17 protein-coding genes and 2 pseudogenes are annotated in these 18,579 nt (G+C 68.5%); 7 read left to right on the top strand and 12 right to left on the bottom strand.

What is annotated here, in order from left to right:
• Window positions 1–93 precede the first annotated feature (93 nt).
• Window positions 94–1,257 (bottom strand): alkene reductase, encoded by a 1,164-nt coding sequence (locus ACSYGO_RS00600; protein WP_460385397.1) that lies wholly within the window; start codon window positions 1,255–1,257, stop codon window positions 94–96.
• 70 nt (window positions 1,258–1,327) lie between these two features.
• Here ACSYGO_RS00600 and ACSYGO_RS00595 point away from each other — a divergent pair, with 70 nt between their 5' ends.
• Window positions 1,328–1,684 carry a MerR family transcriptional regulator gene (locus ACSYGO_RS00595; RefSeq protein ID WP_432173682.1) on the top strand — a complete coding sequence of 119 codons (357 nt, stop codon included), beginning with the start codon at window positions 1,328–1,330 and terminating at the stop codon, window positions 1,682–1,684.
• Window positions 1,685–2,122: 438 nt separating this feature from the next.
• Window positions 2,123–2,686, top strand: coding sequence for a cysteine hydrolase family protein (locus ACSYGO_RS00590; RefSeq protein ID WP_432173681.1), 564 nt, complete (start codon window positions 2,123–2,125; stop codon window positions 2,684–2,686).
• A 349-nt stretch (window positions 2,687–3,035) separates the two neighbouring features.
• Here ACSYGO_RS00590 and ACSYGO_RS00585 read toward each other — a convergent pair whose 3' ends face one another.
• Entirely contained in the window at window positions 3,036–4,469 is a 1,434-nt protein-coding gene (locus ACSYGO_RS00585) for a hypothetical protein (RefSeq protein WP_460385396.1), read from the bottom strand.
• A gap of 525 nt (window positions 4,470–4,994) precedes the next feature.
• On the opposite strand from ACSYGO_RS00585, the gene ACSYGO_RS00580 reads away from it, so the two are divergent.
• Window positions 4,995–5,681: an alpha/beta hydrolase gene (locus tag ACSYGO_RS00580; protein ID WP_435224425.1), complete on the top strand. Its 687-nt coding sequence runs from the start codon at window positions 4,995–4,997 to the stop codon at window positions 5,679–5,681.
• A 74-nt stretch (window positions 5,682–5,755) separates the two neighbouring features.
• On the opposite strand, the gene ACSYGO_RS00575 is transcribed toward ACSYGO_RS00580, so the two are convergent.
• The 3 genes from ACSYGO_RS00575 to ACSYGO_RS00565 form a co-directional block, all read right to left on the bottom strand.
• On the bottom strand, window positions 5,756–6,229 hold the full coding sequence (locus ACSYGO_RS00575) for a hypothetical protein (protein WP_432173678.1): 474 nt from the start codon (window positions 6,227–6,229) through the stop codon (window positions 5,756–5,758).
• Window positions 6,230–6,340: 111 nt separating this feature from the next.
• Complete coding sequence (locus ACSYGO_RS00570) at window positions 6,341–6,865, bottom strand: VOC family protein (protein WP_460385395.1); 525 nt, start codon at window positions 6,863–6,865, stop codon at window positions 6,341–6,343.
• 200 nt (window positions 6,866–7,065) lie between these two features.
• Complete coding sequence (locus ACSYGO_RS00565) at window positions 7,066–8,094, bottom strand: alpha/beta hydrolase (RefSeq protein WP_460385394.1); 1,029 nt, start codon at window positions 8,092–8,094, stop codon at window positions 7,066–7,068.
• Window positions 8,095–8,160: 66 nt separating this feature from the next.
• On the opposite strand from ACSYGO_RS00565, the gene ACSYGO_RS00560 reads away from it, so the two are divergent.
• Window positions 8,161–8,715 carry a MarR family winged helix-turn-helix transcriptional regulator gene (locus ACSYGO_RS00560; protein ID WP_460385393.1) on the top strand — a complete coding sequence of 185 codons (555 nt, stop codon included), beginning with the start codon at window positions 8,161–8,163 and terminating at the stop codon, window positions 8,713–8,715.
• 70 nt (window positions 8,716–8,785) lie between these two features.
• Here ACSYGO_RS00560 and ACSYGO_RS00555 read toward each other — a convergent pair whose 3' ends face one another.
• The 3 genes from ACSYGO_RS00555 to ACSYGO_RS00545 all read right to left on the bottom strand — a co-directional run bounded on the left by ACSYGO_RS00555 (window position 8,786) and on the right by ACSYGO_RS00545 (window position 12,281).
• Complete coding sequence (locus ACSYGO_RS00555) at window positions 8,786–10,237, bottom strand: FG-GAP and VCBS repeat-containing protein (RefSeq protein WP_460385392.1); 1,452 nt, start codon at window positions 10,235–10,237, stop codon at window positions 8,786–8,788.
• 489 nt (window positions 10,238–10,726) lie between these two features.
• Window positions 10,727–10,879, bottom strand: a complete 153-nt coding sequence (locus tag ACSYGO_RS00550; protein ID WP_435224435.1) for a hypothetical protein — start codon at window positions 10,877–10,879, stop codon at window positions 10,727–10,729.
• 181 nt (window positions 10,880–11,060) lie between these two features.
• Window positions 11,061–12,281 carry a metallophosphoesterase gene (locus tag ACSYGO_RS00545; protein ID WP_460385391.1) on the bottom strand — a complete coding sequence of 407 codons (1,221 nt, stop codon included), beginning with the start codon at window positions 12,279–12,281 and terminating at the stop codon, window positions 11,061–11,063.
• A gap of 405 nt (window positions 12,282–12,686) precedes the next feature.
• On the opposite strand from ACSYGO_RS00545, the gene ACSYGO_RS00540 reads away from it, so the two are divergent.
• Window positions 12,687–13,064 (top strand): hypothetical protein, encoded by a 378-nt coding sequence (locus ACSYGO_RS00540; protein ID WP_460385390.1) that lies wholly within the window; start codon window positions 12,687–12,689, stop codon window positions 13,062–13,064.
• Between the two features lie 313 nt (window positions 13,065–13,377).
• Here the strand turns inward: ACSYGO_RS00540 and ACSYGO_RS00535 are convergent.
• Together ACSYGO_RS00535 and ACSYGO_RS00530 are read right to left on the bottom strand one after the other, a co-directional pair.
• Window positions 13,378–13,582, bottom strand: a pseudogene (locus ACSYGO_RS00535) (hypothetical protein); the annotation flags it as partial.
• Complete coding sequence (locus ACSYGO_RS00530) at window positions 13,548–15,122, bottom strand: hypothetical protein (RefSeq protein ID WP_460385389.1); 1,575 nt, start codon at window positions 15,120–15,122, stop codon at window positions 13,548–13,550. The gene ACSYGO_RS00530 and the pseudogene ACSYGO_RS00535, both read right to left, overlap by 35 nt.
• 200 nt (window positions 15,123–15,322) lie before the next feature.
• Here ACSYGO_RS00530 and ACSYGO_RS00525 point away from each other — a divergent pair.
• Window positions 15,323–15,597: pseudogene (locus ACSYGO_RS00525) on the top strand (IS5 family transposase); the annotation flags it as partial.
• On the opposite strand, the gene ACSYGO_RS00520 reads toward ACSYGO_RS00525, so the two are convergent.
• Window positions 15,581–16,243 carry an HAD family hydrolase gene (locus ACSYGO_RS00520; protein ID WP_460385388.1) on the bottom strand — a complete coding sequence of 221 codons (663 nt, stop codon included), beginning with the start codon at window positions 16,241–16,243 and terminating at the stop codon, window positions 15,581–15,583. The pseudogene ACSYGO_RS00525 and the gene ACSYGO_RS00520 sit on opposite strands and share 17 nt — an antisense overlap.
• A 156-nt stretch (window positions 16,244–16,399) precedes the next feature.
• Here ACSYGO_RS00520 and ACSYGO_RS00515 point away from each other — a divergent pair, with 156 nt between their 5' ends.
• Window positions 16,400–17,470 (top strand): hypothetical protein, encoded by a 1,071-nt coding sequence (locus tag ACSYGO_RS00515; protein ID WP_460385387.1) that lies wholly within the window; start codon window positions 16,400–16,402, stop codon window positions 17,468–17,470.
• Window positions 17,471–17,603: 133 nt separating this feature from the next.
• On the opposite strand, the gene ACSYGO_RS00510 is transcribed toward ACSYGO_RS00515, so the two are convergent.
• Entirely contained in the window at window positions 17,604–18,506 is a 903-nt protein-coding gene (locus tag ACSYGO_RS00510) for a helix-turn-helix domain-containing protein (protein WP_460389655.1), read from the bottom strand.
• Window positions 18,507–18,579: the final 73 nt, after the last annotated feature.

The raw sequence follows: 18,579 nt of genomic DNA, 5'->3' as shown, positions 1-18,579 counted from the left end.
TTCAGGTGCTGCACGCTTGACCGGGCGAAACCGGCGCGCGTGGTGCTGCGCCACCCGCCCACCTTGGCCAAGTACTCGGTTACCGCGGTTTGGTTACGGGTGATCACCTCGATCCGCCGCTCTGACCGGCCACAGTGTCGTGTGGCAGCCGCATGCGGAGATGAGCCGTCTCGCGCGTTCCTCTTCGAGCGTCGGGTAGTCGCTGTAGCCCTGTGCTCCGTGCGTGTAGAGATGCTCTGTGCTGATGGGCGTGGCCAGCGGGTCGTTCGCGGCGATGCGCGCGGGCAGATCGGGATGAGCAAGGAACGCCCGCCCGTACGAGACCAGATCCGCGCGATCCTCTGTGAGCACGCGTTCTCCCTGTTCTTGGGTCGTGGGCGCGTGGTTCTCGCCGACGTTGGCGACGAGCGTGCCGTTCCAGCGAGGGCGCAGATCTGCGAGGGCGGGGTACGCGTCGTTGTCGGTGACGTGGAGGTAGGCCAGGCCGACGGGGGCGAGTGCATCGACCAGCCTGCGATAGAGAGGAGCAGGGTTGGCCTCGGACATGCCGAACTGTGGATTGCCGGGGGAGAGTCGGAGCCCGAGCCGGTGCGCACCCACGGCCTCGGAGACTGCGGTGACCAGTTCGATGGCGAAGCGGGTCTTGTCGCGCCCGTACACGTCGTCGCGGCGGTTGGTGTTGTCGGCGAGGAACTGGTGGGTGAGATAGCTGTTGGCACCGTGTATCTCCACGCCGTCGAAACCCGCCCGCAGGGCATTGTGTGCGGCGTGCACGTGATCACCGATCGCTGTACGGATGTCGTCCGTCGTCATCTCGCGCGGTAGGGGCGGCTCGGCCTTGCCGTCCCTGACATGCACGGGGCCCGGGACCGGCACGGCCGACGGGCCGGCCGGGATGTCGCCGAGCAGTCGCGAGCGCGGGTGCCCCTGGCGCCCGCCATGCATGAGCTGCGCGAAGATCCGTCCGCCGCGCGCGTGCACGGCCTCGGTGACCACGCGCCAGCCGGCGATGTGGGCCTCGGTCTCCAGCCCCGGGATGCGCCAGCCGCTCTGGCCCCGGCGGTGCGGCCAGATTCCCTCGGTGATGAGCAGTCCGGCTTCCGCGCGCTGGGCGTAGTAGTCGGCGACCACCGGGAGCGGCGTGCCGTCCTCGTGGGCACGGAACCTTGTCATGGGAGCCATGACGAGCCGGTTGGGGAGAAAGAGGCTGCCGGAGGAGTAGGGGGTGAGGAGAGGAGAAGTGCCTGTGTTCGTCATGCGGGAACCGTAGGATCTGACACTGGTGTCAGGTTCAACTTGGGGCGCCCGAGCGAGGGCTGGAGAACGCATGAAGATCGGCGAACTGTCCGGACGGACGGGTGTGAGCGTACGTTCCCTGCGGTACTACGAGCAGAAGAACATGCTCGCCTCTGAGCGCACGCCTGGAGGGCACCGGGAGTACCCAGAGGAAGCCGTCGACCGTGTGATTCTCATTCAGCAGCTGCTCGCTGCGGGTCTGCGCGGTGACAAGATCGCGAGCCTTCTGCCCTGCATGCGCGACCACGACGGGGGCCCGGGGGAGACGGCGACACCGTGGCTGGTCGAGCAGCTGAAGGGCGAGCGCCACCGAATCGACCGCGCGATCCAGGACCTGCTCAACACACGCGAGGTCCTGGACGAGGTCATCACGACGGCAGCGGGCTAGTGCTGGACAGGACCGCCCTGCCCGCGTGACCCCGTGCTCGGCGTGCCCCTGGTCACCGCAACCCAGTGGCGCCGCCGTGCCCACACCGGCCGGATCGCCTCGGAATGCGAACCCAGCGCGAGTTGGCGGACCAGACGTACTGGGCCGGCCGTGTGGCGGACCTCGGTCTCGGCGTGGCACACGATGGCCCGAACTCGACCTTCGAGTCCCTGTCGGTCGCGCTCGGGGTTGCCCTGGCTCCCGAGACCGCATCACCAGCGCGATCAGTCCCGTGATCTCGTCCTCTCCGGTGGTCCGGGGTCCCCCCGTCCCACCCTCGTTCGCCGTGAGCTGGCGCGCTGCGGTTCGACGCTGACGAGGATCTCCGGAACCGCCGACCATGGCTCGGCTGATCCACCAGAATTGCTCTTGTTTCCTCACGGAGAAGGGACGGCGAGGATGGCGAACAGCGCACTTCTGGTGATGGACGTCCAAAGGGACATCGTGGCTATCGCCGACGACGGTTCCGGATATCTGCTGCGCTTGCGCCGGGCGATCGACGGAGCGCGGGATTCCGGCATCCCTGTGATCTATGTGGTGATCGGGTTACGGCCGGGTGATCCGGAGGTCAGCCCCCGCAACAAGGTGATGGCGAACATCGTGCGGGCCGGCCTGTTCACCGAAGGGCAGCCTGGCACCGAGATCCATGACGACGTTGCGCCCCAGCAGGGCGACGTCGTGGTGACCAAGAGACGAGGGAGCGCATTTTCGGGCAGCGACCTCGACTTGGTCCTCAGAGCTCGCGACATCGACAGCCTGGTTCTCACCGGTATCGCCACCAGCGCTGTAGTGCTGTCCACCCTGTGGCACGCCATCGACCTCGACTTCGGCCTCACCGTCCTGGCAGACGCCTGCCTCGACACCGACCCCGAGGTGCACCGGGTCCTCACAGAGAAGCTGTTCCCGCAGTGGGCAGACGTCGTTGTCGTCGAGGACTGGCTCAAAGCCATCGCACCGCAATAGCGGAAGGCCGTCCTCGCGTAAGGGGCCAGCGGGCGTCGCCTCCCGCTGACCGGGTGAGGTCAGTCGACGGCGTTCCTGTGCTGCTGCCCCAGTCCGGGTGAGGAGACTCCGCCGACGTACAGACTCACACGTGCGTGGTGCGCAGCATCACGAACGAGCGCGCGATCTCTGCGGTTGCCTGGTGGCCGCTGCTGAGGACATTCCCAACGACGTTCTCCGGTCGCGGTGCCGGTCTGCCGGACGATGCGCGCAGGGCGGGCCGGAGGCCGGCTCGCGGTCTGCGAGCCGGCCTCCGAGAGGTTCTTGGGCGGGGGACATCACACCTGGGACGGCGGTCGGCGACCGCTGTTCAAAGCTTGTTGGGAAGGGAATTCTCAGGGGCCGAGAGGAACGGGACGCTCGGGGGCGTGGCCGTTGTCGCCGATTCCTTGCAGCCCGTGATGATGACGGGGCTTCCTGCACAGTTGGTCGGGACATTGCGGATGATCGAAGAGCGTTCGGCGCTGACGAACTGAGTGTCCGTCCAGATGCCGCCCGGGGCCTTGTCCGCCCGGTTCGCGGTGACCGGGGTGTGACGCAGACTGATGGAGCCGCCCTCATTGTGGATCCCGCCCGCGATGGAAGACGTTCCCACGACGACGTTCCTGGAGATGAGGGACTGGTCCAGGTTCACGACGGCATCCGCGGCGTTCGGGAGACTGATACCGCCGCCCTTTGCGTTCTCCCCTTCGACGGTGTTGCGGACGACCTCGACCTTCTTCAGTGACACCGTGCCGCTGTAGACGGTGATGCCGCCACCGCCGTCGTTGCTCCCCGACGCACCGTTCTCGACACGGTTGCCTGTGATCTTGGAGTCCGTCACTGACAGCTTTCCGTACGTCTCGATCCCGCCCGACTCGTCCACGGTCGCGTTGTTGGCGATCTCCGACCTGTCGATGGTCAGGCTCTGCGAGTTGTTGTAGATACCGCCGGCGAATTCTCCTGACGAGTTGCCCGTGATGCGGGAGCTGTGGATGTCGACGAAGCCGTTGTCCAGGTCTAGGCCGCCGGAGCCCACCCCTGAGGTGTTGTTCCGCACAGCGCTGTCACGGAGGGTCAGCCGGGCGTCTTCCTCGTCGATGTTGACGCCACCGCCGTAGAAGCGGGTGGCCCGGTTGAAGGAGACCGTGGTGGAGGTGAGGCCGACCGTGCCGTCCGCGTTGAGGCCGCCGCCCTGGTCGCCCGCCTCGTTCGAGGTGATGAGGCTGCCTTTGAAGGCCGCGGTCGCCCCGTGCGCGACGTCGATACCGCCCGCGTCGGTGTCGGTCCGATTTCCACGCACGGTCACACTGGCAGCCTTGAGTGTGCCACCGCTGCGTACGGCGATGCCGCCGCCGTCGGTCGTGGTGCTGCCGCCGGTGATGGTCACGCCCTGAAGCGAGAGATCGCCACCCGATGCGACCTCGAAGATCCGGAACGGCGCCGCCGCCGTATCGCGTTGGATCACAGCGCCGCGGCTGACGACACGGATGTCGCCACTGATCGGCGGAAGCCCCGTCTCTCCCTCAGCCGCGGCGGTCAGGGTGTAATGGCACTGGTTCGGCAGCCGCAGGGTCGTGCCGCCTTGGGCGGCGTTGGCCGCTTCCACGGCGGCGATCAGCGCGGGAGTGTCGCAGGCGACCCGCACCTCGTTGCTGCCGTTGTCGACGGCGTGTGCCGGGGCTGCCGCGGAGGCGCCCAACACGGCTGTCGTCACCAGGCCAACGGTCGGAGGGACCACGGAGAACCGCTTGCGGTAGGTCATGCCTCTCCTTCACTGGGCATCGGCCGCACCAACACGCGATGAACGCGTTGTCGGGCGCCGGAGAAAGTCAGGAGCGAGGAGACCATTTACCAGATAGTGCGATTGGTTGAACCGCCGAGGGGCCGGTGGAGCACGCGGGAAGTGGACCCGTATGGATGCATCCAGGGGTGACGGTGGTAGTAGCCGTCTGCCCGAACACCCACCGAGACGTTCAATGCCCTTTGTTTCCGTAGGGCCTCACCCCTCTTCCAAGGTGCCCCCTTCGGATGCCTGACGAACAGGGCGCCCTGGAGCTGGCCTCCATGGCGCCGCAACGATGCGGTGTATCGGCCGACCAGGGGGACGTGGCTTGCCTCGCCGAAACGGGCCTGACCATCAGCACATGACCACCACGAGAACACGTTCAACCTCGCGGGCCCAATGATTGGGATGGGGCGACACGCCTGGCCATCACGCGGAAATAGGCACTGAACATGCAATATGGCGCAATGCTGCGTATTTAATCTCTTCGTAGGAGGAAATGCCATGGCGGGCAAGCCCAGCATTGTCTTCGCCCACGGACTCTGGGCGGATGGGTCGTGCTTCAACAAGCTCATCCCCACGCTCCAGGCTGAAGGGCACGAGGTATTCGCCTCACAGCACGGCCTCGACTCGCTCGAAGGCGACGTCGCGTGCGTCAACTTCACGCTCAACCACGTCCCCGGCCCGATCGTGTTGGTCGGTCACTCCTACGGCGGCACCCTGATCACCAAAGCGGGCACCCACGACCGCGTCGGCGCTCTGGTGTACATCGCCGCGCTCGCCCCGGACGAGGACGAGACGTCGCAGGAACAGCAGGACAAATTCCCCCGCACGCCCATCTTCGAGCACGTCGACGTCGCTGACGGCCGCGTGTGGCTCAAGCCCTCAGGCGTCCCGCACTTCTGCGGCGACCTCCCGGAAGCGGAGCAGAAGCTCGTCCTGGCGACGGGCGCTGTGCCAGTGGCGGACCTGTTCAGCCAGCAGGTTCCCGGCACCGCCTGGCGGACGAAGCCAAGCTGGTACATCGTCGCCAACAACGACCGCACCGTGCACCCCGACCTGGAGCGGTCCGTCGCCGAGCGTATGGGCGCCAAAATCCGTCCCGTGGACAGCAGTCACGTACCCATGCTCTCGCATCCCGACTTCGTCCTCGACGTGATCCGTGAGGCCGCGAAGTCCCTCGACGCTTAGTCCAAGCCGACAAGGGCTGGCCGCAGCGCAACACGCAAGGAGGCAGTTCCGAGGGTGAGACGGGCCGCCTCGGATCACCGCTGCGGGTAGGGGAGCCACAAGTGGCCCGGTCGGAAGGGAACCCAGGCCGGGCCCAGGGCGAGGCGGTTACGGAGGTGGTCGGCGAGAACAAGGCCGGGCAGAGTGCCGTCGGCGAGTTCCTCCGACCATTCAGAGGCCAAGTCTTCGATGTCGAGGAAGGGTTCTGGGTCCCAGCCCACCATGGCGGCGACGTAGCCGTCGAATCGTGCGAGCAACTTGTAGAGGCCGCAGCCGAGTTCCGTCAGCTCAGTATCGGTGAGATCGAAGCGTGGCAGACTGCCGTCGGCTGCAACGCCATGGCCGACGGCCACCGGCAGGACGCTGAGTTGCACGGTGGGTCCTGCGGTCGACAGCATGGGCCGGTGCAGCGGGATCCGCAACGCGCCCGCGCGGAGCGTGTACGGCCACGGCTCGACGGATGCGGCCGCCCGGGCCGCCTCGGCGTCGCCGCCGAAGTCGATCACCAATTCGAAGCACAGTGCCACGATTTGCCCCCACCGTTGTCGCTTCCTTCTGGGCAATCTGCCAGATGCCGCGCTCACGGTGCGAACTGAGCATGTACGGGTTGGAAGCCAATCTCAGCGGGTCGGGCGCTGCGGGGCACTTGCCACCCCTGACTCCCGGCCGCTGAGCGCGGCGTCCAGGGTCTCCTGGGCCATGCGCATCGCCTCGGCGTACTTCGGCTCGGACATGCGCTGCCAGGCCAGGTCCGGTGCGATGTGCTCGACCCGGCTCATCACCCACCAGATGTTGCCGAACGGGTCCCGCACCCGGCCGCCGCGATCCCCCCACGCGCTGTCAGCGGCCTCGGTGATCACCTGAGCCCCGTGCGCCACAGCAGCGGCCATGGCAGCGTCCGCGTCCGGGACGTAGACCCGCAGCAGCGAGGGCATCGCCGGCCAGTCGGGCCGTCGGTCGAAGGCCAGCACGACAGTGTCGCCGACTCGGATCTCGCCGTGACCGATGGTGCCGTCCTCGACCGGCACCCGTGCAAGTTCTTTGCCGTCGAACGCGGCGGTGATGAAGTCGAGCAGTGCGCCGGTGTCGTCGGTGATCACCCACGGTGCAACGCTGGTGTAGCCCTCGGGTGCAGTCTGGCTCATCGGTGTCGTCCTCTCCTGTGGTTCTTCGTGATGTATCGACGCTAGGACCCAACTAGGACAAATCGCGTCCTAGATCACGCGTGAAACCAGTGCCACCCTGGTCAGTGACCGGGCCATAACGCTCCTCCCTCTCGAACCTCGCGCTGAGGACGGAAAGGGCTCGGGCTGGTTGTCCCGTGGCATCGATCCAACCCTGGAGGTCAGGTCCGATCGGCGATGCGGTGTGCCAACCAGGCGAGAGCGGGCGGCATCCGGTACTCGACGGCGTGGTGGCCACCCTCGAACAGCTCGAAGTGCACGATGTCGTCGGCCACTGCGACTTGGGCGAGCGCATCGCGGAAGGCCAGTGCGCCCAGGTCGAGGAACCACTCGTCGTGGGTGCCGGCGTCGATCCAGATGCCGCGCTGGGAGCGGAGAGCGTCGGCGTGCGTGGTGGCCATCCGCACCGGATCCCATGCCAGCCAGCGCCGCCACTCGTTCTCGCGCAGGGCCCCGGTGCGGGGGTCGAAGGGAAGGATGGGGGTGCCGTCGGGGCCTGGAGAGAAGCAGGCGGAGACGCCGAGGATCTCCAGGAGGTTCAGATCCTCCTGCTTGGTGAAGGCGACCCGCGAGCGGAAATCGTCCCACCAGCGGAATATGTCGCCGCCGTAGGGCCGCAGTTGGCGGGCCGCGGTGAGGAAGTGCGGGTGGTACTGGGCCTCGGACAGCGAGTCGCCGGAGTGCGTGGCGAAGGCGCCGAACAGATCCGGGCGGAGCATCGAGGTGACCGCTGCGCCGAGTCCGCCGCTGGACTTGCCCGCGATGGCTCGGTGGTCGCGTGCGGGGAGCGTGCGGTAGCGGGCATCGACGTACGGCACGATCTCCTCGCACAGGTAGGAGTGGTAGCGGCCGGTGCCGGGTGAGTCGATGAACTGGCTGCCGCCGTAGGCGGTCCAGGCGTCCACGAAGACCAGCAGCATCCCGGGCGCCTCCCCGCGGGCGAACATCTCGTCGACGAGCTCGGGGACGGGCTTTCGAAAGGCAGTGCGGTTGCGCCAGACCGGGAGCGTTCCCGCGTAGCCGAGCAGGAGATACGTGGCGGGGTAGCGGCGTTCGGGCGCGTCGTCGTAGCCGGGCGGGGTGTAGACCCACAGCGGTCGTCGCGTCGGGTCGTCGAGGGGATTGCCGCGGAGCAGCGCGCTGTCGATGACGTGTTCGTCGATGCGGCCGGCGAGCGTGAAGGTCGACATGCCCCGAGACGGTACTACGATTTCAAAATATCTCAATGCATAATTTCTGGAGGGTAGGATGACGCTGTGACATCACGGCATTCGGCGGCGCCATCGGCTCAGCCGCAGGACTCGATCGACCGGCACATCGCCCGCTGGCGGCGTGAAGTCCCGTCTCTGGTACCGGAGTTGGAGGGCGCCGTCACCCGCATGCAGATGCTCGTGCGGCACCTGCAGCAAAAGAAGGAGGCCGCCCTGGTCCGGCACGGCCTGAAGCTTTGGGAGTACGAGATCCTGTGGCGCCTGCGCTCGGCGGGAGAGCCCTACCGCATGGCACCTTCCCGCCTTGCTCGGGGACTCGGCGTCCACCCCGCGACCCTCACCAACCGCCTCGACCGCCTGCAGTCGGCGGGCCTGATCACTCGCGAGCACGCACCTGAGGATCGCCGCAGCCTTCTCGTCGGCCTGACTGACCAGGGGGCCGCAACGTGGGCGGCGGTGATCGACGACCAGCGGGAGGCCGAGGCCACACTGCTCGCGCCCCTGGCCGAAGAGGAGTTGGGGCACCTCGCCGCCCTCCTGCGGGTCGTGTCCCTTGCCGTCGAGGAGGACGGCCCGCCCCTCATGCCGCACGTCGACTGAAAGCCCCCTGCCTGCCGGCTCGGTGCCGGCAGGCAAGGGGCTGTGGATCGCTTCTCGGCGGTCAGTGGATTCAGCGAGCGAAGGGCCCGCCCAGTCGCGTGTACGAGAGCTTCAGCGACGTCACGGAGTACGACTTCGAGCCGGTCGTCGTGACGCCCGAGCCGGCGCCCTTCAGCAGGTGGACGAGGCCCCAGCGGTCCTCGTAGCCCAGCTGCTCATTGGCGTCGATCACGAGGTCGGCGCGGCCGTCACGGGTGTAGTCGGTGAGCTTGAGGTGGGAGCCGAACTGGTCCTGGGTCTCGGCGGTGCCGGTGATGCCGGAGGTGTCCTGGGTGTAGGACTTGGCGCCGGTGCCGGACAGGCCGCCCGCGCGGCCGAACAGGACGGTGACCGCGCCGGCGTCGCGCTTGGTGCCGAGGTCCTCGCCGCGGGCGCCGATGGCGAGGTCCGCGTAGCCGTCGCCGTTGATGTCGCCGGCGGCGATGGCGGACCCGAAGTAGTCCTCGTTCTCGGAGGAGCCGGGCACGCCGGTGGTGTTCTGGGTGAACTTGACCGGCTTGCGGGCGGTGTCGGGGCCGTTCGGGCCGCCGTACTGGACGGTGACGTAACCGCGCTCGCTGTCGCCCGTCTCGTAGCCGCGGCCGATCGCGAGGTCGCCGTAGCCGTCCTTGTCGAAGTCGCCGACGGACAGGATGTCGCCGCCCTGGTGGCCACCGTCGTCGGGTACCCGTATCGCGCCCGCCTGCTGGGTGAAGGTGCTGCCACCGCGGTGGAAGTAGGCCCGCAGGTCCGCGTCGGTGTTGCGCTGGAGGTCGGCGCCGAGGATGTACAGGTCGGTGGCGCCGTCGGCGGTGACCTTGCCGGCGACCAGGTTGGGGGCCCACAGGAGGCCGTAGGCGTTGCCGAGGGAGTCCCAGCCGCTCTTGCCTCCGGCGCGGGTCAAGGGGCCCTTCAAGAGGACCACGCCCGCCCGGCTGTTGCTGGTGACGGCCAGGTCCTGGTCCCCGTCGCCGTCGAAGTCGCCGGACACCACGTCCTCGCCGAACGCGTCACCCGAGCCCTCGTACTCCTGCGGGACGGGCGAATTGAACACCGTGCCTGAACCGAGGCCCTGCGCACTGCCCCACACGACGGTCAGCCCGCCGCGCATCTGCACGTCGCCGACGTCCTCGCCGGGCGAGGAGACGACCAGGTCGGCGTAGCCGTCGCGGTCGAGGTCGGCCGTCGTGGCGGCGGTTCCCCACCCGTCCTCGGCCTCCACCGCGCCCGGGATGCCCGCCGAGTCCTGGTGGATGACCTGGACGCGGGTGCCGGGACCGGACGACGTGCCGTAGACGACGGTGACCCGGCCGTCCTTGCCGTGCGAGCCGCCCAGCATGACCAAGTCGCGGTAGCCGTCGCCGTTGAAGTCGTCGGACAGCTTGGCGGCGGCCGCCGAGGCTCCGGGGGCGGTCAGGAGCGGTGTGCCGACGGCTGCCGCGAGGGCCACGGCAGCAGCGAGGGCGTTACGTCTGGCGTGCATGGGTCTCCGTTGTCGAGAGCTTGCTGTGAGCGACCTGATCTTGATCTGATCGACTGCGCTCTACGACGAACGTTGTGGCCGAATGGTTGTACGCATTCTTTGGGACAGTTGTAGGACGGCCCTCCTACAGGGACAAACGGGGCTCACATCGTTCAGCAGTACTGGCGGCCTTGCGCGTGATCGCGTCCCGGCCGTTCGAGGCCGTTGTGTTGCGGCACGTCCCGAGACGCTCGACGCGTCTTGGCTGACCTGCCGCGCCGAGGCGATGGCTCGTTCTGCACCGTTGGCACAAGCCCGTTGCACCGGCGCTCTCGCCAGCGGGCCCTACCAGACATCGCGGCCTAGCCTCACGCGAGGCGGACCTCCCATTCGCGTGCCAGATCGACGGGAGAACACCGGGGACCGAGCCGCGGGCGCAGGCCGGTCTCAGCGCATCCGATTCGACCGGCGCGGGGCCATCCCGGCGGGGGAGGGAGCTGTATCCGGCCGTCAGCGCGCCGCTTCGAGGATGTCGTCGGCGATCGCCTGGCAGTCGGCGGCATGCGTACCCGTCGGCACCGGCTCCTCGGTGCCGGATTCCGGCTTGTCCGTGTGCGTCCCAGCGTTGAGGGCGGAGGTGGCGGCGATGCCTGCCAGGCACAATCCCGCCCAGATGGCGCTGATCCACCAGCGGGCACTCAGGAGTCGACCATTCCGAGGGCGCGCACGCCGAAGGTGAGCATCGCGGTGCGTGAGACCTTCATCGAAGTTCCCTCCTCGAAGGGTCGGTACAGGGAGCTGGTGCCAACCTGCCGACTCTCAGAGTGTGCTGGGCCGCCCCGTGCTACGGCGAGGTGGGCAGGTGCGGGGAGCGGAGCACGAGCAGGGTGATCTCGCTGGGGGCGAAGACGCGGAACGGCGGGCCCCAGAAGCCGGTGCCGCGGCTGGTGTAGAGGAGGGTGCGGGCGCCATGCCGGCTGAGGCCGGCCACGGCGGGCTGGTCGATGCGGACCAGGTGGTGGAAGGGCCAGATCTGGCCGCCGTGGGTGTGACCGGAGAGCTGGAGGTCGATGCCGGCGGCTGCTGCCCGGTCGACGAACTTGGGTTGGTGCGCCAAGAGCAGGACGGGCAGGTCGGGGTCGGCGCCGTTCAAAGCTCCGGCGAGGTGGGCGCGGTGGCCTGCCAGGCCGGAGGACTCGGCGGTGACGTCGTCCACGCCGGCGACCACGAGGGTGTCGCCTCCGCGTTCGAGCAGCAGATGACGGTTGCGCAGCGGCTCCCAGCCCAGCTCGTCCATCAGGTCGACCCAGCCTTGGGCCTCGCTGTAGTACTCGTGGTTGCCGGTGACGTATACGCGGGCCCGGGTGGCCTGCACGGTGCCCAGTGGGGCGGCTTGGGCGCGGCGGCGTTCGGCCGTGCCGTCCGCGATGTCGCCGGTGTGGCAGACCAGGTCGGCTTCCAGCGTGTTCACCGTCTCGCACACCCGTGCCGACCAGCGAGCGCGATCGAGTGGGCCGTAGTGGGTGTCGGTGATGAGGGCGACGCGGAGGCCGTCCAACCCGGCACCAAGTCGCGGGAGTTGCACGTCGAGTCGGCGCACGCGTGGTACGCGGCGGGCCTCGGCATACCCCCAGCCGAGCAATACCGCGGTTACGGCGAGAACGGCCCACGTGACGATGCGGGCGCGGTCCTGACTCTCGCCGACGCCGGTCACGGTCAGGGCGAGCCGCAGCAGGACGCCGAGCAGAACGGACCAGATGAACAGGATCCAGCTGGCGCCCAGCAGGGTGTCACCGACGATCGCCGCCCGGTCCTGCTGGCGCCGGCCGTGGCCGCGCATCATCGCGAGGGGCATGCCGATGAGGCCGAGGACGAACAGGGCGGTGCCGACCGGCGTGACGGGCAGTGGCCAGTGCTGGCCGCTGTATAGGAGCACCCAGCAGGGCACGGCCCACAGCAGGACGGGGGCGATCAGGGGGATGAAGCGCATCAGGCGGTGCAGGCGGCTCCGCCGCGGCGCTCGCACCTCATTGTCGGCGGGTCGGGTGTCGCTGGTGTCGGTCACGCTTCCCCTCACAAACCAGGCTGCCGTCCCGCGCACTGTATCCCCTTGCCGTCGGGCCGGCCGGGCCGGCATTCATGGGCGCGGCCTCTTGCGGCGAGAGGTTCTCTGTCGTCTGGCAGGACTCCACCGCAGACACCTCCCTTGGCATGAGTCGCGATCAGGGCCCCACCGCCCCGCCTTGTACTGCCGCCAACGGCCCGCACGCCGGTGGCACGACGTCCCCTGACGACTCGATCCGCATTTCCTGTTGGGGACAGTTCCATCGAAGGCAAAGATTTGGGGATGCCGCTCGTTGAAGAGCAACCGCTCCCCGCGCAGAGGTCACCCCTTCCGTGAGCGGGTGGCTCCGGACAGCATGGCCGACCCGAGGCCACTCAAGGAGGACGCATAGATTCAGATGAGCCGATGTACCAGTTCCGGCGCGATGTCACGCGGCATGAAGGCATCCCGAACCTTCTGGAGGTGACAGGCGTGAACGGACTGGCCCAAGCCGCCGGAATCGCGAGCTTCTGGATCCGCAAGGGCATCGCTGACCGCGTCGAGGTACTCAACCAGCAACGACTGGTCCTTGCGATCTCACGGTTCGACGTCCGCATGCTCGATGAGCCGCGTGGACAGAACACCTACCAGATCCGGACCCTGGACCAACAGCACGCCTTGATCAGCCTCGACCATGCGGCCCAGCTGCGAGACGCGTTGGCCGTCGCCGACGAGCAGTTGCTGTCCCGAAGTCGTCCGCTGCAGTGGAGATCCACACGGGCCGCTCCGTCGTCGCACTTCTGACCCGGGCAGACCAGGGCCGGGTATGGCCCGGACGTGACGGCCGCACGTGAGTAGGTGTCGGCAACGCTGGACTGACAGCCGGCTTCGTGATTGCCGCAACATGGCCGCCGCCCCCAGCACGAACGCTCACCCCCCCCGCCAGCGCCTCCACGCACTCACTGCTTGATCGCGGGCGTCCCCCGATTCGAACCGCACCCATTGCTCATCGATGGGCAGTCGTGCCAGCCGTGACATGGTCCTTGGCCATTCACTGGCGCGGCCCGCGCCACTCACCCCGCCAGCTCTGTCAGCCACGCATCCCGGGGGTGCGCCGGAGCGCGCTGTCGTAGCAGGCGAGCAGGTTGCCGACGACCCGCTCGGCGCTCAAGAACGGGTCGTGGGCCAAGGCGATGCCGTTGGGCTCGGGACGGCGCGGTACGCCTCGTTGGGCAGGGCGCACGGGGCGCGACGGCGGCGATGAGTAAGCCGTCGCGCTCGTCGTGCTCAGCGTGAGCGCCGGCGCCTCCAGGTCGCCAGAGCCGCGACGAGGACGAACGCCCCGAGGGCGATCGCGGCAGCCGCATAGAGGCCAGGAGTGGCCCACGCCGGGCCCGGCCACACGGACACCGCGACGTCGGTGCTGTCGTTGGCGGTCTCCGGGTCGTTGCTCGGGTGGTGGCTGTCGCCGTCGGCGACGGTGACCCGCCCGCCACGATGCGTCATTTCCTTGTCGATGCGGAGGGTGAAGGGGAAGGTCGTGGTGGCTCCCGCCTTTCCCGCCTCTGCTGTACACACGTACCGGCGGGCGTTCGGTTGCTTCACGGACGCTTCGGTAAGGGGCGAGCCGTTGGCGGCGAGGGCTCGGCAGACCTGGTCGATCACCTCCTCGTCCCGCGCGGGGTCGTAGGGCGACGACACGACGGTGGTGCCCGCCGGAACCGCGAACTCGACCTTGACCTTGGCCGGAAGCGCGCCTGGGCCGTCGTTGCGTACGCCGACCCGCACGTCTGCCCGACTGCCGACGGGCCCCCTCGCGGTGTCGGCGAGCGCGACCAAGTCGCTGGTGCTGCGCACGGCGAGCTGGAGGTGCGCTGCGCTCTCGCCCGTCGCGCGTGGCGCTCCCGCGTCCTTGCCGTCGTCCTGGCCGGCCCCGGGGACGTAGCGGAGCGCGGATCCCTGTCCGGACTCGTACTGCGAGGCCATCTCTTGCGGCGGGACGTAGTCCTCCCCGAGCCCGGCGGCCTCGAAGGTGACGGTCGGGTAGGTGGCGTCGTCGGCGAGCGTGAAAGCCTCGGGAGCGGCGAGGTGGTAGGACGCTCCGGGCGGGATGACGACATCGTCGGCGGGCAGCCGGCACCAGGCCGATGTGGTGCCGCGATAAAGGCAGTTGCGGTGCTTGCCTGCCATCCGGAGACCGTCGCGGGTGCTGATGAAGAGCGAGACTCCGCGAGCGGGGACGTCCCCGGTGTTGCGCAGGGTCAGCGAGACGGCGACTCGTCCGCCCGGCCTCGCGCCGTCCCGGTCCGCCCGTGTCTCGACGGCCAGTGCCGGCTTGCCGACGACGATGCGGGTGCTCGCCGTGACGCTCGGCAGCCCCGGCGAGGTCAACCGGTAACGCAGCACTGCCGAGTCGCCCGCCTGGGCCCCGTCCGCGGGACTCACGCGGAAGGACTGCCGGCTCCCGCCGTGCCGGCGATCGACCAGTTCGCCACCGCAGCGGAAGGTGGGCAGCCGGACCGGGCAGTTGTCCTGACCCGTTTTCAGGACGGCGACGCCCCTGAGGTCCGTCGCGTCGAAGGCGACCGTGTAATGGCCCGATCCTTGCTCCCCGAATTGCTCCTCGATGCCTAGCCTCGACCTCGGGTTGTCCTCGGGATCACGCGAGACATAGAAGACGAAGGGCACATCGAGCTCGGGACGGGATGTGTCCGACGAGGCCGAGCAGCCGAGGAGTCCCGCCAGCACGCCGAGGACGAGGACCACCACCGCGACCGCAACCTGGAAGGACCGGATCGGGCGCGAGGCACCTCTGCCCGGTATTCGCTGAAACTTGGTGGTGGCGCGCTTCGACGTGTGCACGACGGTTACTCTGCCATGGCGCCAGAGTGACGGGATGCTTGGCGCCGGATGGTGTCACGGCCCGACTCACGCCGGTGTCCGGGACGGCAGGGGCCAGAACACATCCCTCTTGTCGAAGCACTCACGGTGCTGCTTACAGCACAGATGTCCCGCCCGGCCCCTGCCTGGACTGACCAACGGCCAACCCACCTGCCTATTAGGCATACGCGTCCCGGAAGAACCGGGCCTACCTGCGGCGGCACGGTTTCCCCTGCACCATCCCGGACAAGGCCGACCAGGCCCGCAACCGCAAGAAGCGCGGCTTCCGCGGCGGCCGGCTGCCGAAGTTGGACCCGCAGGACTACAAGGCTCGCCACGCGGTCGAGTGCGGCATCAACCGTCAGAAAAGGCACCGGCCGTGGCCGCGAGATACGATAAGCTCGCGATCCGCTACGAGGCGACCGTCCTCGTCGCGGCCGTCAACGAATGGCTGTGACCAAGCGACTCAAGACGGAAAGCACGCCCCGCAGGTCGTCGTCGTCGACCGTGAAGGTCGCCGCCTCGCGCGCTCCTGTCGAGGCATTGGACGCCGCGCTCAATCCGACGGATGCGAACAGCGGCAGGTCGGAGCGGCTGTCCCCGACAGCCCCGCAAGAGCCGGGAGCCAGCCCCAGCTCTCGCGCCTGCGCGAGGGCAAAATTTCGTTTGTCGTACTCGTCGAAGTGGCGGGCGACCCGGCCGGTGAATCGGCCGCTGGTGGTCTCCAGCCGAGGTCCGCTGAACGCGTGGAAGCCGAAGCGATCAGTCAGGTAGCTGCCGACCGGCGACCAGGCGAGGGTTGCCAGCACGGGCACCAACCCGTTCTGCCAGCACCAGGCCACGGTCTCGGTGATGCCCGAGACCAAGGGAAGCCCGTCGAGCCAGTCAGGAACCTGGTCTTCGGGAACCCCCGCCCAACCCGCGGCATCCAGCTCGGAAACCTGCCGATTGTCCAGGGCACCGGAGGCGTAGGCGTCCTCGACCTTGGCCAACTCGTCCCGATGGCCAAGGAAGCCGGCCAGAAAGACCGACGAACTCGTACCAGGGACAAGGGTGCCATCGATATCGAAGAACACGGCGCCCGCATGATCGGATGAGAACACCGGCCAAGGATGCCACTGCCGCGCGAAACACCAGATCGGGGGGCGCCCCGTCCCTGCGTACTTTTGATATGCGCCCCAGACCAGCTGAACACCGATGCCACCGAGGCTGGTTGAGGCGGCCGGGGGTTGTCAGTTGCTGGTGGCAGGATCATCGGCATGGTTCTCGTACGTACTACTCCGCCGCGGCCCGTGGACGTGACTGCGATCTTTCCTGAGCTGGCTCCGTTGGCGCGTCCTGCGATCCGGCTGCATCCTCGTCCCGGGTCGCCTTCGACGGGGGAGAGCTCGGTCGGGGGGCCGTTGCTGTGGCCGGCTGAGGAGCCGTGGCCGCACTGCGAAGGCGCGCACGTGGACAGCGGATTCCGTGAGTCACCGGCAGAAGTGCGGCTCATGAGGCGCGTGGTGGCCCGGCAGCACCATGATCCCCATGGTCCCGCGTTGACGCGGGAGGAGGAGGCGATCAAGGAGCGGAACGCCGCAATGCTCGCGGAGCGACTCGACGCAGGCCCTCCGCGGCCCGCGGAGTGCCCGGTCCCCATGCTGCCCGTGGCCCAGCTGTATCTGCGCGACATACCCCTGTTGCGGCCGCCCGGACAGACCGATCTGCTCCAGATTCTCTGGTGCCCCTACGACCACGATCCGGATCACAAGCCGTCGAGCGCACTGTTCTGGCGGTCCGCCGCGGAGGTCGGCGACGTCCTCGCCACACCGCCGGAACCATATGAGGTGAACTGGCAGGGATATCTGCCGGAGCCGTGTCTGCTGGCACCAGAAGCCATCACCGAGTATCCCAACAGCCTCGATCTGAGCCTGGAGATGCGGCTGATGGTGGAGGACTGGAGCAGGTGGCAGGCAGCCGACGTCGGCGTGGACAGCTCGTACGCGGACTATCCGGCGGAGTTCTACAACGGCAATCTGGCTGACTCCCCCGGCTGGAAGGTGGGTGGCTGGCCTCCGTGGGGCCGCACCGACCCGAATCCCCGACATTGCGGTGTCTGCGATGTGCAGATGGTCCCGCTGCTGACCATCGCGTCCTTCGAATGGGACGGTGGTGAGAAACGGGGCTGGGCGCCGTACGAAGACCGAGCCGCCGCCTACGGCGACAGTCATTACGCCGGCCAGGCCCCTGCGCAGCCGACCAGGGTAGAAGTAGGCAGCACCGACAACATGCAGCTCTACGTCTGCCCGATCTCGCCCGAGCACCCGCACACCGACCTGATCCAATGAGCTGTCGAGCCTGTCGCACACCTCCGCAGCCGATGGCACAAGTGCCGCCGCGTCAGGGTGTGTGACAACCGTTCGCCTCACTGATGCCGGCCGGGCAACGCTGAAAGTGCGTAGCGAACGCGGCTCATGGGGTTCAGCCGGCCAGGTGGGTCGTCGAGCTGTCCAGCGCTGAGCACAGCCAGTTGTGGGTGGCGCCCGGGGTCGGTTGCGAGGGGCCGTTGAGTTCGGCGGTGAGTGTCCAGTAGTGGTCGATACGAGGGTCGGCGGCCAGCAGCCTGCCGAGTCGGCGTCGGAAGCCGGGAGTGTCCCGCGTACTGCGTGAACGGGCATAGGCGGAGACGAAGCAGTCGAGTGCCTCGCCCTCGTGAGGGGGCCGGTCCGCGCGCAGCTGCTCGGCCGCCAGTCCGTACGCCTCGCGGAGACCGTCGTAGAGCACGGCCGGGCGTCCACCGTCTGGTCCGTGCGCGGCGGGCTGGCCCTGGCGGCCTGTGCCGGGGCAGGGGGCGCTGACGAAGGCGTGCAGCCGTGTGAAGGCCAGCACCTGTGCCGGTGTCGGGCCTTCGGGGAGCTGTGGGACCGCCTCTTCGACGATGGCGGAGACCAGCCGGGCCGGGAGCCTGGGCGGCAGCCAGCGTCGCCAGAACCGTGCCAGCGGGGCGGTGCTGGGCGGGACGGCCACGGAGCCGATCAGCCGCAGCCGCGCGGCGCGTTCGTCGGGGGCACAGTCCTGGAGCAGTTGTAGGGCGGCCTCCTGCCAGCGCAGGGTGGTCAGCCGCGCGCTGATCTCCCGTAGCCGCCCCGCGACGACGTCCTCCAGCGTGTCCTCCTCGTCGAGGACCCGGCCCACCTGGGGGACAGGCAGATCGAGGGTGCGCAGAGAGCGGATCAGATGCAGTCGTTCGAGCGCCTCGGGGCCGTAACGGCGGTGCCCCCCAGAACTCCTGGCGCCCTCGGGCAACAGGCCGCGGTCGGAATAGAAGCGGACGGTCTTGACGGTGACGCCCGCGCGCTCGGCGAGCTCCCCGATGCTCAACATGCTCTCGGGCGACACGACTTGAACCTCCCTCAGGGGGAGTTCCTACCGTACCGGCCAGCGCGGAGCACCGGTA

It is taken from the genome of Streptomyces krungchingensis (genome assembly GCF_054729265.1).
This window is presented reverse-complemented; position numbering and strand designations above follow the sequence as displayed.